Annotated in this window: 10 protein-coding genes; 1 reads left to right on the plus strand and 9 read right to left on the minus strand. The window is 69.1% G+C overall.

Going from position 1 to position 13,607, the window contains the following annotated elements:
* Positions 1 to 54: 54 nt before the first annotated feature.
* From ACQPZQ_RS08765 to ACQPZQ_RS08800, 8 genes are all read right to left on the minus strand, one after another.
* Positions 55 to 267: a hypothetical protein gene (locus ACQPZQ_RS08765; RefSeq protein WP_433293880.1), complete on the minus strand. Its 213-nt coding sequence runs from the start codon at positions 265 to 267 to the stop codon at positions 55 to 57.
* A gap of 4,562 nt (positions 268 to 4,829) precedes the next feature.
* Positions 4,830 to 4,982 (minus strand): hypothetical protein, encoded by a 153-nt coding sequence (locus ACQPZQ_RS08770; RefSeq protein WP_433293882.1) that lies wholly within the window; start codon positions 4,980 to 4,982, stop codon positions 4,830 to 4,832.
* A 762-nt stretch (positions 4,983 to 5,744) separates the two neighbouring features.
* Positions 5,745 to 5,888, minus strand: coding sequence for a hypothetical protein (locus tag ACQPZQ_RS08775; protein ID WP_433293884.1), 144 nt, complete (start codon positions 5,886 to 5,888; stop codon positions 5,745 to 5,747).
* A gap of 271 nt (positions 5,889 to 6,159) precedes the next feature.
* Positions 6,160 to 7,245, minus strand: coding sequence for a malate/lactate/ureidoglycolate dehydrogenase (locus ACQPZQ_RS08780; RefSeq protein WP_433293886.1), 1,086 nt, complete (start codon positions 7,243 to 7,245; stop codon positions 6,160 to 6,162).
* Positions 7,246 to 7,300: 55 nt separating this feature from the next.
* Entirely contained in the window at positions 7,301 to 7,936 is a 636-nt protein-coding gene (gene eda / locus ACQPZQ_RS08785) for a bifunctional 4-hydroxy-2-oxoglutarate aldolase/2-dehydro-3-deoxy-phosphogluconate aldolase (protein ID WP_433293888.1), read from the minus strand.
* A gap of 153 nt (positions 7,937 to 8,089) precedes the next feature.
* Positions 8,090 to 9,016, minus strand: a complete 927-nt coding sequence (locus ACQPZQ_RS08790) for a PfkB family carbohydrate kinase (protein WP_433293890.1) — start codon at positions 9,014 to 9,016, stop codon at positions 8,090 to 8,092.
* The gene (gene manD, locus ACQPZQ_RS08795) at positions 9,013 to 10,227 is read right to left on the minus strand and encodes a D-mannonate dehydratase ManD (RefSeq protein WP_433293892.1); all 1,215 of its coding nucleotides are present in this window, start codon (positions 10,225 to 10,227) and stop codon (positions 9,013 to 9,015) included. Before manD ends, ACQPZQ_RS08790 begins: the two co-directional genes overlap by 4 nt.
* The gene (locus ACQPZQ_RS08800) at positions 10,224 to 11,549 is read right to left on the minus strand and encodes an MFS transporter (RefSeq protein WP_433293895.1); all 1,326 of its coding nucleotides are present in this window, start codon (positions 11,547 to 11,549) and stop codon (positions 10,224 to 10,226) included. Before ACQPZQ_RS08800 ends, manD begins: the two co-directional genes overlap by 4 nt.
* Positions 11,550 to 11,689: 140 nt before the next feature.
* Between ACQPZQ_RS08800 and ACQPZQ_RS08805 the strand changes: the two genes are divergently transcribed.
* Positions 11,690 to 12,406, plus strand: a complete 717-nt coding sequence (locus ACQPZQ_RS08805; RefSeq protein WP_433293897.1) for a GntR family transcriptional regulator — start codon at positions 11,690 to 11,692, stop codon at positions 12,404 to 12,406.
* Between the two features lie 96 nt (positions 12,407 to 12,502).
* Here ACQPZQ_RS08805 and ACQPZQ_RS08810 read toward each other — a convergent pair whose 3' ends face one another.
* Positions 12,503 to 13,507 (minus strand): LacI family DNA-binding transcriptional regulator, encoded by a 1,005-nt coding sequence (locus ACQPZQ_RS08810; RefSeq protein WP_433293899.1) that lies wholly within the window; start codon positions 13,505 to 13,507, stop codon positions 12,503 to 12,505.
* Positions 13,508 to 13,607: the final 100 nt, after the last annotated feature.

A 13,607-nucleotide genomic window follows, 5' to 3' on the forward strand; every position in this document is an offset into this window, starting at 1 on the left:
CCCGGGCCACCGGGTGGCCCCGCCCACTTTGGCGAGGCCACCCCGGTAGATCGATCAGTAGCCGTGTCCGTGGCCGCCGTGGCCGTGTCCGTGGCCGTAGCCACCGTGGCCGTGTCCGTGGCTGTGCCCGTGGCCGTAGTGGCTGTGGCCGTGTCCGTGGCCGTAGTGGCTGTGGCCGTGTCCGTGGCCGTAGCTGTGGCCGTGTCCGTGGCCGTGTCCGTGGCCGTGGTAGAGGCTCGAAACAAACCTGAACTTGCCGGCGCTCATGTAAGCGCTCCTTTCTGCGTCAGTTCAGAACGTCGTGTGGCGTTCTAACTGTAGAACCCAGGTGCAGCCCGAGTGGATCCCAATCTCGGCCGAGATTACCCGAATGGAGTAGCAGTTATTTCAGTTTTAGCGGCCGCATATAGTACGCGATCTTGGTGGTTGCCGACGTCGTTATCGTGTGAACTCAGTCATTAAAGGGCTGGTCGAGAACTTGTTTTATCTGGCATTGGTCTCGGTGTGTGCGGGGCCACTGATCGCGCATTCTCTGTGCCGTCGGTCAACTCTTACTGACCCTACGTCAGGCGTCCTGGCACCCGGCTCAGATTCCCGCACCGTGGCGAACCGCCGGTGCGTGAGGATCTGAAATCGCGGACGAATCGGGCAGCGTGCAGAAACGGTAGTAAAGCCGCTATTGAGACACGCCTTCGGCTCCGTGCGGGCGAGTGCTCGAGGCGGCTGGGATGCTGCTCTTCGTCGGAGGGGTGTCCACCTCGTTCCGGTTGAACTCCGGAAGGCCACGTTCTCTGTGTCCACCGGTAAACGTCACCTCGGGTCGGACAGGATCTGGGGGATCACCGTAAATCCCCTGGTAGAGCCCGTGTGCTGGGCTAGCGGTGTCGCGAGGCACCCCAGCGTGACCACTCGGTCGCCGGTCGTCCCGTCAGTCGTCGTCGGTCGCGCACCGGTAGTCGTGGCCGGTGTTGCTGAGATCGTCGTGCTGGATGTTCCTTCGGATTCTCCTGTCGGCCAGCCCGACGGCGCTGAACCTCTGTGCCCTCATTCTCCTGCTCGCTCCTGTTCGGCCCGTTTGGATGCAGTGTTGGCCCTCATGCATCTACACGTGCCCGGAGTCCGTGCAGTTCGGAATTTCGGCTTCAAACGCTCGAACGGAGCAATCCTGGTTCTCCGACACTCTGTTCTATGGAAGTTGCCGCCTGTGCTCATGGCGTCACACCCGAAGTCGGGCCTGGACGCGTGCATGCTGTCGGCGTGGCGCTGGCGTCGATGTCGTTGACGTGCGCTTCACCGGCTGGCTCTGAGCAATTTTGCATCCGGGCCTGCGGTATTCCGCGGTCCGGGCGGGTCGTCGGCGTCTGCATATCAGGCGGCACGCCACCGATAAGGCACCTGACAGCTGTGGTCTTCCACACCTGGGACGGGTTTCCAGTGGCGCTGCATCAAGGGGAGCGAACGCTTGGAACCTGTGCGTGTAGTCCCAGTCGAAGTGGGTTGGCTTCCGGTGCCGCCCGAGCTATTAGTTGTTGTGCGGGTGTCGTTGCCAACCAGTGTTCTGCAAATAAACCGCGCCGTGCCATGAGCTCGGTGTGTCACACGCCGTCGAACGGCGGCCAACGAGCCGAGATCCCGGCATTGGAGACCGATCGGACCACCAATGCTGCGTCGCGCCGACTGAGTGATTCACCCGGGCCGGCGGCAGCTGAGCGGCAATCCGCGGCGCCTGTTCGACCTGGAGAAGGACATACGCGGGCAACCCGAGCCTCGTGGCGGGGAGCGGGAGTTTCTCGCGGTACATTCCGGCGGAGCAAGCCGCTGAGCGGTGACGCGACCCGGTTCGCATTTCGGGCGCTTTCACCAGTATGGCGACGATTGGTCCGACCCGTGTTCTGATGCGCAACGCGCATGCCCGGAGTAGATCAACGATTGATGTGAACCTGCAGGTAGAGCGCATATGAGCCAGGCGGTGGCCCCGCCGGAATCCGGCGGGGCCACAAGCCCGATGGGTCAGCGACCCCAGTACCAGTAACCCTTGTGGTAGCGGTGGCTCCGGTCCCACCACGGCTTGCGCCAGTAGCGCTTACGTCGGGCGACGCTGTTGATGCTGCCGAATGCCTTCATCGTTGTGCCCCCTTGTATTTCCCTGCGGAACGCTGTGTTGCGTTCTAACTATGGAACGTACCTGAAGCTCGACCTGTTTCAACTCCGGGCCAACGCTACCCAAACGGAGTAGCGGAGCCATAGGGCGCGTTCGGGCCGCCCACCATACGCGCGCTTCCGTTGGACTTGGCTGTGGATCCCATATGAGCCCGCAATATTAAACGAACCACCAAGCTTGGGCCTCCCTACTATCAAACGCAAATTGGCATCAGATTCGGGAACGGGTCGGGTACCGGCGAATCGGATGATCGCCCCTCTCGGGTCGCGAGGCTCGGAAGGCACCGAACCGCACGTGCTCGGTGGGTAAGCCCGGCCCTGGCCTCGTCGGCCCGTGCGCCCGTGCCGTCGTGCCCCCGCTCGACCCGGCTCGGGTGACGTCGCAGCAGCGCGGACAGGACGGGCCCAGGCCCTTCGCCGGGGCACCTATCTCCGACCCAGGTCTGCCCGGCCACGCCGCCGGGTCGCACGTCGCCTCCATCTCGGCGCCGGGACGCCGGGTGCGCACGCTGCCGGGGCCGACGAGCGGCACGGCGATCGCCACGTGCCGCCGTGGTCCGAGGCCGCGGGCTACGGGTCGCTGAGGTGTGTCCGGGTAGGTTCCGGGGCCCATCCCGGGTGGAGGTCGGCGAGCGCCGTCCTGAGGCACGCCACTGGGGCAGCGCCGCCGTACCGAGCCGACTGAGCCCCGACGGCACTCTCGTGCCGTCGCTCCGGTGCCGGACCCGCGGTCCGAACAGCTTCTGTGTGCCGGAGGGCCGGCCAGGCCATCCCGCTGGCTCATGGCACCGGGCGGGACCAGCGGGAGACGTCTGCCTGCGCGAGCCGCAGTGCTGGCGCAGCCAGATCTCGCAGACGCCCATGATCGACGTGTAGCGCGGCATCCAACCGCGTTCGGCGATCCGGCCGGGAGCAATCGATGCCGGCACCGCGGGGTGGCCGCGATGCTGATCGGGGCGCCTGCCGGTGAGGGAGAGGTCCCTGCCCCGGGAGGCTGGAGTCTCGGATGCATCTGTCTCCGTGCCGGATTGCCGGTGTGGGTGTGTCCCTGGGAGCGCGTTCGGCCGGCCTCTCGCCGCCACCTCGCCGGGCGGGCTGCCAGGCTGAACAGACAAGCCCTGTGCCGGCGAGTCGCCGGTTCCGGTGGGTGGGTCGCGAAGATCGTCGCGAGATGCGGCTGTGCGCCCTCTGCGGGGCGCATCGGCGGATCTCGTGCCGATCTTGCTCCGGCGGTCCGCGGAGTCGGCCGCTCCCGTCCGTGGGTCGCGCGGTTCCGGTGCGTGGGTGACGAAGATCGTCGCGAGGTCCGGCTATGCGCCCTTCGCGGGGCGAAGGCGCGGATCTCGCGCCGATCTTGCTCCGCCATCCGCCATCCGCCATCCGCCATCCGCCGCGTTCCTGTCCGTGGGTCGCCGGGTTCCCGTGCGTGGGTCGCGAAGATCGCCGCGAGATCTGGCTGTGCGCCCTCTGCGGGGCGAACGCGCGGATCTCGCGCCGATCTTGCTCCGCTATCCGCCACCCGCCGCGTTCCTGTCCGTGGGTCGCCGGGTTCCCGTGCGTGGGTCGCGAAGATCGTCGCGAGATGCGGCTGTGCGCCCTTAGCGGGGCGGATCGGCGAATCTCGCGCCGATCTTGCTCCGCCATCCGCCACCCACCTCGTTCCTGTCCGTGGGTCGCCGGGTTCCCGTGCGTGGGCCGCGAAGATCGTCGCGAGATCTGGCTGTGCGCCCTTCGCGGGGCGAACGGGCGGATCTCGTGCCGATCTTGCTCCCGCGAGCGGCGACCCCTGACCCACGAGTCGTCCGCTCCTGCCCGCGGGTCTTGCTCCAGCGATCCGTGGGTCCCCGCTCCTGCTTGCGGGTCGGCCGGTTCCCGTGGGCGGGTCGCGAAGATCGTCGCGAGATGCGGCTGTGCGCCCTCCGCGGGGCGAACGCGCGGATCTCGTGCCGATCTTGCTCCCGCGAGCGGCGACCCGTGAGCCGCGAGTCGTCCGCTCCGGCCCGCGGGTCGCCGGTCTTGCTCCAGCGATCCGTGGGTCCCCCGCTCCTGCTCGCGGGTCGGCCGGTTCCCGTGGATGGGTTGCGAAGATCGTCGCGAGATCTGGCTGTGCGCCCTCCTCGGGGCGAACGCGCGGATCTCGTGCCGATCTTGCTCCACCCACCCCACGGTCCGACTCACTCCCGCCCGCGGGCGCCCCCGGCCGGGTTCCCGTGCGTGGGTCCCGAAGATCGTCGCGAGATCTGGCTGTGCGCCCTCTGCGGGGCGGATAGGCGGATCCCGTGCTGATCTTGCCCCCGCGATCCGCGGGTCCCACGCTCCCGCCCGCCGGTCGCCGATCTTGTCGGATTCGTGCTGCCGGGTACGGACTGCGTGCCATCTGCCGCGATCTGCTCCGGAAAACGGGGCGGGCGGTTGCGGCTGAATCGCTTGCTCCGTCTGAGCCGGCGCAGATCGCCCGCTGGTTCGAATGCCCGGCGGGAAACGGCATCACCGCGAGACAGGTGCGTGCCGGATCGGTGAAATCCGTAGGAGTCGGGTGATGTGGAGGTCCTGCTGCAATGAGCGGCGGGTTCATCCTCCAGTGCCCGTGTGAGAGTCCTATCGCAGGATCATCTGCGTAGCGGCGCGGTGGCCCCAGGCATGTGGGGCCACCGCGCACCGGCTACTGATCAGCGGTGGCCGAGGCGGCCCAGAATGTTGATGTTGGTGATCCGGTTGTGGCTCCGGCTGGTGCTCCTGTTCCGATCTCCATGCTGGCTGACCCTCGTGTTGCCGTTGTCGCTGTCGTCGTTCTTGTGGTCCTGGGTCCGGTAGACGGCCATGGTGAAACCCCTTCCTTTCACTGAGAACCCCGTACGGCGGTTCCAGCGGGTAGATCGCGCCGACGCTTCAGCGTGTATCGCGGTTCCGTCGATGCCACTCGAATGGAGTAGGAGTTTTTTATTCGGCAGTTTCGCGTGTTTCGCGGACTTCGATGCCGGGCGCCTGCTGCAGTGCGAAATGGCATGGAACCGGCCGATCGACGAATGCTGAGTGATCTATCGGGGTATGCGAGGGCCTCGTTCGCCGGGAACCTTTGCGCGGTGTGCGAGGGAGGTCGTGGCCGGGCCCGCCGCATGTCGGGGAGCGGGCTTGACCTGGGGTGGGGGCGACTGATCTGTGGCCGAGCGAAGCCGGCCCTGGCGGGCTGGCGCGCCGAGCGCGCGCCGGTCGGAGAGGGCGCAGGTGTCGTGACCGTGGCTGTACGCGGCGGCGATGGGCGCGCGGTCGCTCGAGAAGAGTGGCGTCCTGCAAACTCGGGGAAAAGCGCTCACGCGATCAATGGGTGGGGAGAAGATTGCATCCGCGCTGGGCGGGCAAGGAAGATCGCGCGAGGGGTCAATCGTCTATTCTGCAATCCATGGCCAACGTTCTCGTGTTGTGCTGCGGACGAGCGTCGGACGGCATGGATATGCACGGCAGTACGGTACGCGTGCTGTCCCTACTAGGGAATCCTGGTGCGACGATCGGTCACTGATCCGCATCTCGCGCGACGGCACCGGCAGCGGCCCCGCCCTGGAGGGGGCGGGGCCGCCGAGCGCCGGTTACCAGGAGCGACGGCGGCGGCTTCTCGGTGGGACGATCACGATCCTGTTGATGATCTTGTTCTTGTTGCTGGCCCTGCTGCGGCTGCTGCTGCGGCTCCGGTTGTGGTTGTTGTTGTCGTCGCGGTGCCGGTACTCAGCCATGGTAAATCCCCTTTACTGTCGTTGGAACACCATGCGGTGATCCCAACCGGGGGCACGTTCCCGCGCTTCAGGAGGATCACGATTCATGCCGTCGCCACTCGGATGGAGCACCGCGTTCATCTGTCCGATCATGCATATCCAATGGTCCGACGATGCCGGTCGGCAGCAAGGATGGGCCGGGGTACAGGAATGGTCGGTCGCCGTTTAACCCGGACATCGGTCCGAGACATGCGGAGGATCCTTTTCGACCGGCTCGCGCGGACGCGAATGGTCAGGTCGCTACGCCGAGCTCCGTCGCCGTCCGCCGGAGCGCGTCCCACGTCGCGACGGGCAACGGCACGCCGTCGGCGAGGCGTGCCGCGCGCGTCCGCGCCTCTGGCTCACCCGGAGCGAGGACCGGCGCCTCCTCGTCGATCGGCCGGGCCGCGAGCACCCAGTCCAGGTACTCCCGTCCGATCCGCTCGAACTCGGCCTGTGTGCCGAAGTGTGCGGGCGAGAGGTAGACGGAGAGCATGCCGTTGGCGATGCCGCGGCGTTCGCCCTCGAGCGGCCCGGCGCATCCGCCCCCGGTCAGTGCGCCCGCGAGCAGCTCGCACATGAGGGCGAGGCCGGATCCCTTGTGCTCGCCGAAGGCTCGGATCGCACCGGTGCCCCCGCTCGGCCTGCGCAGGTCGGTGCTCGCGTACGCGCCGTAGAGGACGTGCGGGTCTCCGGACCGCTGGCCGTCGGGGGCGACGAGGGCGTCCGGGGGCAGCGGCCTGCCGCCGTAGGAGGCCACCTGGACCTTGCCCTCGGCCACGAGCGAGGTGGCGAAGTCCAGCACCACCGGGCGTTCGGGGAGCGGTAGCCCGATCGCGAACGGTGCCGTGGAGAAGCGGCGCTCGACCGCTCCGAACGGGGCCACCAGCGGCGATCCGGCGACGTTGACGAAGTGGATCGAGATGAGTCCGGCGGCGATCGCGGTCTCCGCATAGGCACCGACGCGTCCAATGTGCCCGGCGCTCCGCAGCGCCACGATGCACGTTCCCTGCGTCTGTGCCCGCTCGATCCCCAGCGCCACGGCCTGCGTCGCGACGGTCTGTCCGAAGCCGAGTTGCCCGTCGAGCACCACGAACGCGCCGCCGTCGGTGACCATCTGCGCGCTGCGTCCGGGAAGGACGTATCCAGCGCGCATCCAGTCGACGTAGATCGGCACCCGCACCACGCCGTGGCTGTCGTGCCCGGTCAGGTTGGCGCCGACGAGCTCGCGGGCGATGTGTCCGCCCTCCTCGTCGTCACAACCCGCCGCGACGAAGATGTCGCGCACCATCGTCTCCAGTGCGCCGGCGGTCACCAGCTGCACCTGAGCGTTTGTCATCGTGTCTGCCTCATTGCTTGCCACGATCACAGGATGGCCGATCAGCCGTGTGATCTCAGCCCTGCGATTCCTCGGACCAGGTGCCGAAGCAGAGGCGCGAGATCTCGTCCCAGTACCCGCCCTTGACCAGTGTGGGCGGGGTCAACCAGCTGCCCCCGACGCACGCGACGTTGGGCAGGGCGAGGTAGTCGGCGGCGTTGCCGTGGTTCACCCCGCCCGTGGGACAGAAGGTGACGCCGGGCAGCGGCCCGGCGAGCGCCTCGAGATAGCCCGGGCCGCCGGCGGGGCCGGCCGGGAAGAACTTCATCTCGGTGATGCCGTGGCGGAGCAGGGCCAGTGCCTCGGTCGCCGTGGCCACCCCGGGCAGCACCGGCACCCGCTCGGCGAGCATCGCGGTGACCAGGGGCTCCGGGGAGCCGGGGGAGACCAGGAACCGGGCGCCTGCCGTGACGGCAATCGTGGCCTGCTCGGGTCTGGTGATCGTGCCCGCTCCCACGAGCATGTCGGGCACCTGATCGGCCACGCGGGCGATCGCCTCGAGCGCCGCGGGGGTGCGCAGGGTGAGCTCCATGATCGGGACGCCTCCCGCGAGGAGTGCACGCGCGAGCGGCACGGCGTCGTCGGCGTCGTCGAGGACGACGACCGGTATCACCCGGCTCAACGCCATCAGGTCGGCAGCGGTTGTCGACATGCCCTTACCTCCTCCTGGTGCCGAGGAAACGAGGTCGTCTTACCCGCCTCCGGTGCCCAGGCGGCGCCTCCTCCGCCTTGCGATCCATCTGCGTGGACACCGGATCCGGGCAGGAACCCCGTTTCCGCGACACTATCGGCGGCCACGGGCGGCTCATGCCGCTCCGGCGTGGGTGCGTACCTCCTGCAGGTCTGCGATGAACCCGGTGCCACCCTGCCCGCCGACGGCGAGCGACGCAGCGGCCGCGCCCAGCCGCACCGCATCGTCGAGCGAGTCACCGAGAGCGAGGCGGGCGGTGACGGTGCCGGCGAACACGTCGCCCGCACCGGTCTGGTCGATCACCGCAGGAGCAGGCACCGCCGGCTGGAAGCGGTCCTGGCGGGTGCCGCACGAGACGTGGACACCGCGGTCCCCGCACGTCACGGCGACCGCTCCGGCGCCGAGCTCGCGCAGCCTGACGACCGCCGCGGCGGGGTCACCCGTGCCGAGCAGGGCGCCGGTCTCGGCGGGCGCCGACGGCGTGAGCAGGGCCGCGAGCGGGGCGACCTCGGTCAGAACGGCCGCGGCGGCCGCGGAGGTGGTGAGGCGGGGGCGGAAGTTGGGGTCGTAGACGAACCGGGAGGTCAGTCTCGCCGCTGCGAGCACGGCGTCGTGGGCCGACGGGGAGAGGGCGGTCGTGATACCGCTCGCGAGCACCGCACCCGCCGCGGCGAGCGCGTCGGCGTCGAGATCGGCGGGGGAGAGGGTGGATCCGACCGAACCGGCGCGAGCGTAGCTGAACTGCCGCTGCCCGGACGGGTCGCTGTGTAGCAGGTAGACGCCCTGCTGGCCGCGCACCCTCTGCACCAGTGCATCGTCGATGCCGAGCTCGCGGATGCGGGCGACGACGGCGTCCCCGAGCTCGCCGGTGGCGACCCGGGCGATGATCGCCACCCTGGCGCCGGCCGCTGCCGCCGCTGCGGCCGCGTTCACCACGTCACCGGAGACGCCGAGGGTGGCCGGGACGCCGTGCGCGAACGGCTCGCCGGTGGCGACCTCGATGAGCGGCTCACCCAGTGCGATCACGTCGTAGGCGGTCACCAGTCGTGCACCGATCCGTCGAGGCGCCGGTTCACCGGCAGCTGTCTGGGGTCATAGGGGAAATGCACGGCCGCATCCTCGTCCACGTCGACGCCGAGGCCGGGCGCATCCCCGGGATGCATGTAGCCGTCGGCGAAGGTGTAGGTGGTGCGGAACACCTCGCCTGCCGGGTCGCGGTGGCCCATGTACTCCTGGATCCCGAAGTTCGGCACCGACATGTCGACGTGCAGTGCAGCGGCCATCGCCACCGGTGACAGGTCGCCCGGCCCGTGGGAACCGGTGCGCACCCCGTAGAGGTCGGCGAGGGAGAAGATCCGGCGCAGGTGCGTGATGCCGCCTGCGTGGGTGACGGAGGTGCGGATGTAGTCGATCAGCCGCTCGGTGATCAGCTGCTGGCAGTCCCAGATGGAGTTGAACACCTCGCCGACGGCCAGTGGGGTGGTGGTGTGCTGCCGGATGACGCGGAACGCCGACTGGTCCTCTGCCGGGGTGGGGTCCTCTAGCCAGAAGAGGCGGTGCGGCTCGAGGTCGTGGCCCAGCCGGCCCGCCTCGATCGGCGAGAGCCGGTGGTGCACGTCGTGCAGCAGGTGGAAGCCGAAGCCGAAACGTTCCCGGACCGCGCCGAGCATCTCCGGAGCGAACCGCAGGTAGGGCCCGGTGTCCCAGAGATGCTCCGCCGGCAGCGCCGCCGATGCGGGTTCGTAGAGCTTCCCGTCGGGAGCGGGGACGCCGTAGGTCCCCTCCAGCCCCGGCACCGCCGCCTGCGCCCGCACCGCGAGGTAGCCCTGGTCGAGGTGGCGTGCCACGTCGTCGAGCAGGGCGGGGACGTCCGATCCGCTGGCGTGGCAGTACACCAGAACGCCGTTGCGTGCCGCGCCGCCGAGCAGTTGGTAGACCGGCAGCCCGGCCACCTTCCCCTTGATGTCCCACAGCGCCATGTCCACCGCGGCGATCGCCGTCATCGTCACGGGGCCGCGGCGCCAGTAGGCACCTCGGTAGAGCAGCTGCCAGGTGTCCTCGATGCGTGCGGGGTCGCGGCCGACGAGCAGCGGGCACACGTGGTCGGTCAGGTAGGCCGCCACGGCGAGCTCGCGGCCGTTGAGGGTGGCGTCGCCCCAACCGACCACGCCGTCGGACGTGGTGATCTTGAGCGTGACGTAGTTGCGGCCCGGCGAGATGACAATCACGCGGGCTTCGGTGATCGTGGTCATGCCCTCTCCTTGTGCAGGTACCTGACGTTCGTCCGGTCTGCGGTCCAGTCGGCGTACTCACGGCCCCCGAGCCGTCCGGGTGCGGTCTCGGGCATTCGTAGAAGGGCGACGATGCTGACGAGCACCAGTGCGGCGACGTAGACGGCGGGCCAGACGAAGGCGCCGTGCCCGGCCACCAGGAGTGCCGTGGCCACCACCGTGAACGGCCCGCCGGCGATCATCGCGCCGAACTGCCACACGATCGAGACGCCGCTGTAGCGCGCGGAGGACGGGAACAGCTCCGGGAAGTAGGACGCCTGCGGCGCGTACGTCCCGCCGTGCCCGAGAGCGAGCCCCGCGATGAGGAGCAGTGTGATGAGGACGACGTCACCCGTGCGGACGGCGAGGAACGCGGGCACCACCAGCACGAGGTTGAGCGCGGCGGCGCCGAGCAGGACCGGGCGTCTGCCCACGCGGTCGGTCAGCCTGCCGATGACCGGGATCAGGATCAGCTCGGCCACGATCGCGATGATCACCGCGTCGAGCACGATCCCCGACCGGACGCCCTGGCTGGCGGCGTAGGTGACCAGGAAGATCGTGTAGAAGGGGAAGACCGCCGCCTCCACGAACTTCGCCAGGGTGCCGCCCACCACCTCGGCGCGGTTCTCGTTCACGAGCGTGGCGAGCGGGGACTTCGGGGGCCGCCGCTCCTTGACCGCGCGGAACGCCGCCGACTCCGGCACCCGCAGCCGGATGTAGAGCCCGATCGCCACCACCACGGCGCTGAGCAGGAACGGAGCGCGCCAGCCCCATGACAGGAACTGCTCCTCGGTGAGCTGGGCTTCGAGCACGGCGAACAGCGCCGTCGGGATCAGGTAGGCGGCGGGGGAGCCGAGCTGCACGAAGCTGGTGACGAATCCGCGGTGTTCCGGTGGCGAGGCCTCCGCGGTGAGCAGCACGGCTCCGCCCTGCTCGCCGCCGACGCCGAAGCCCTGAAGGAGCCGAACGAACACGAGGACGACCGCGGCCCAGATGCCGATCTCGTCGTACGTGGGCATCAGGCCCACCGCGAACGTGCCGATCCCGGTGAGCAGGAGCGTGAGGACCAGCGTGCGTTTGCGTCCGGCGCGGTCGCCGAACCAACCCCAGAAGATCCCGCCCAACGGACGGGCGAAGAACCCGACGGCGTAGGTGGAGAACGCCGCGAGCGTCCCGACCAACGGGTGGACCTGGGGGAAGAAGACCTCGTTGAACACCAGCGCCGATGCGGTGCCGTAGATGAAGAAGTCGTAGTACTCGGCGATCGTGCCGATCACCGAGGCTGCGACGGTGCGTCTCAGCACTGCCGGGATTTCCCGGCAGTGGTTCCCGCTCCGGGGGCGGGAGTGGGCTCGGTCGGCATCGACACTCCTGGGAGCAGTGCTGGGGGCACTGCCATACAAGCACTGCCATACTTCGCAAAGCAAACCGCTACGGTGTCGCGGTGGCACAGGGGGCAGGCGTGGGCCGGTCGGCGCGTGCAGTGGTGCACGAGCAGCTCCGGCGGCGGATCATCAGCGGCGAGCTGCCGCCCGGTGCGCCGCTGTCGGAGAACGAGCTCGCCGCGGAGCTGTCGGTGTCGCGTACCCCGGTGCGGGAGAGCCTGATCCTGCTCGCCGACGAGGACCTCGTGCAGGTCTTCCCGCAGCTCGGCTCGTTCGTCTCCCGCCTGGACATGCGGCTCGTCGCCGACGCGCAGTTCGTCCGGGAGGCCATCGAGGTCGCGTCGCTGCGTGATGCCGTCGACCGGCTCGACGACGAGGCACTCGCCGCGCTCCGGGACGTGCTCGCCCGCCAGCGCGAGCTCGATGATGACGTGGAGGAGTTCTTCCGGCTCGACGAGGAGTTCCACCATCTGCTGCTCGCCGTCGGCGGGCACGCGGGGGCGTGGCGCGTGGTCGAGTCGGCCAAGGCCCACCTCGACCGGGCTCGCCGGCTCGGGCTCCGCACGGTCAGCCCCGTCGCGCTGCTGGTCGCTCAGCACACCGCAGTGGTCGACGCGCTCGCCGCGGGTGACCTTGCGGCGGCGGAGGAGGCGCTGCGGGAGCACCTGCGGGCGGTGTTCGACGACATCGAGCGGGTCCGGGATCGGTCGCCCGAACTGTTCGTGAGCGACGAGGGCGCGCGCCCGGTGCGGCGCAGCGTCACGGTCTGGCGCTGACTGGTCGAGCGGCAGTACGGGACAAGATCGCTGCGAGATCCGGCTGATGGCCCATCGAAGGGCGGATAGCCCGATCTCGCAGCGATCATGGGGCGATCATGGAGTGGCGCAGGAGCCTCGGACCACCAGCCGGGTCGGTAGGCGCATGTGTGTCTCGGCCGGTTCGCTGCCGGCCAGGAGCTCCACGAGCATCTCGATCGACCGCTGGCCCATCAGCTGGAGCGGCTGCTCGATGGTGGTGAGCCCGGGCTGGGTCATCGCGCTCTCGGGGACGTTGTCGAACCCGATGACCGACAGGTCGCCGGGCACGCGGAGGCCCATCGACTGGGCGACCTTCATCGTCGTGATGGCGGAGACGTCGTTGGCGGCGAAGATCGCCGTGGGGCGGTCGGGCACCGCCAGCAGTTGCCGCGCCGCTTCCTCCAGTGCCGAGTCGTCGTACCCGCCCGCCCGCACCAGGTCGGGGTCGGGCGTGATGCCTGCGGCCCGCAGTGCGCTGCGGTAACCCTCTTCGCGCTGCGGGCCGGACTCCAGGTCGCGGGGCGGCCTGCTCAGCAGTCCGATGCGCCGATGGCCGAGCTCCAGCAGGTGCTCGACGGCCAGTTGCGCGCCGCGGAAGTTGTCGGACGCCACCGTCGGCACGTCCTCCGCGCCCGCATGCGGGTCGACGGCGACCACGGGCCCGGCGAATGGCGCGGTCTGTACCGTGGGGGTGACCATGACCGCGCCGTCGATCAGCGTGCCGGAGAGCCGGGACAGGTAACGGTGTTCCCAACCCATGCGCTCGACGCCCTTGCCGCCTGCGGAGTAGACCACCAGCTCGTAGCCGGTGCTCTTGATGGCTCGTGCCACGCCCTTGAGCACCTCGGCGCTGTAGGGCTCGATGTCCCACACCAGCACGCCGATGACGTTCGTGCGGTGGTTGCGCAGGCTGCGCGCCACCAGGCTCGACTCGTACCCGAGCTCCGAGATCACCGCACGGACGCGCTCGATGGTGCTCGTCGCGACGCCGTAGCGGTCGTTGAGGACCTTCGAGACGGTTGCCACGGACACACCTGCCATGGCGGCGACGTCCCGGATGGTCACGCGGCTGGTGCTCACGAGCGGAGACTCTATCGCCTTCGAAAACGTTATCGATAACGATTGACACGCCCGCCGGAGGACTGCAAGATCCCTCCCGTTCCAGTCCTCAGGGCTGCGA

Source organism: Pseudonocardia sp. CA-142604 (genome assembly GCF_050948475.1).
Taxonomy (GTDB): Bacteria; Actinomycetota; Actinomycetes; order Mycobacteriales; family Pseudonocardiaceae; genus Pseudonocardia; species Pseudonocardia alaniniphila.

Bases quoted from the DNA above. Each gene is read 5' to 3' on its own strand.
- ACQPZQ_RS08765 (WP_433293880.1), bottom strand. From the start codon at position 267: ATGAGCGCCGGCAAGTTCAGGTTTGTTTCGAGCCTCTACCACGGCCAC.
- ACQPZQ_RS08770 (WP_433293882.1), bottom strand. From the start codon at position 4,982: ATGGCCGTCTACCGGACCCAGGACCACAAGAACGACGACAGCGACAAC.
- eda (WP_433293888.1), bottom strand. From the start codon at position 7,936: ATGTCGACAACCGCTGCCGACCTGATGGCGTTGAGCCGGGTGATACCG.
- manD (WP_433293892.1), bottom strand. From the start codon at position 10,227: ATGACCACGATCACCGAAGCCCGCGTGATTGTCATCTCGCCGGGCCGC.
- ACQPZQ_RS08780 (WP_433293886.1), bottom strand. From the start codon at position 7,245: ATGACAAACGCTCAGGTGCAGCTGGTGACCGCCGGCGCACTGGAGACG.
- ACQPZQ_RS08775 (WP_433293884.1), bottom strand. From the start codon at position 5,888: ATGGCTGAGTACCGGCACCGCGACGACAACAACAACCACAACCGGAGC.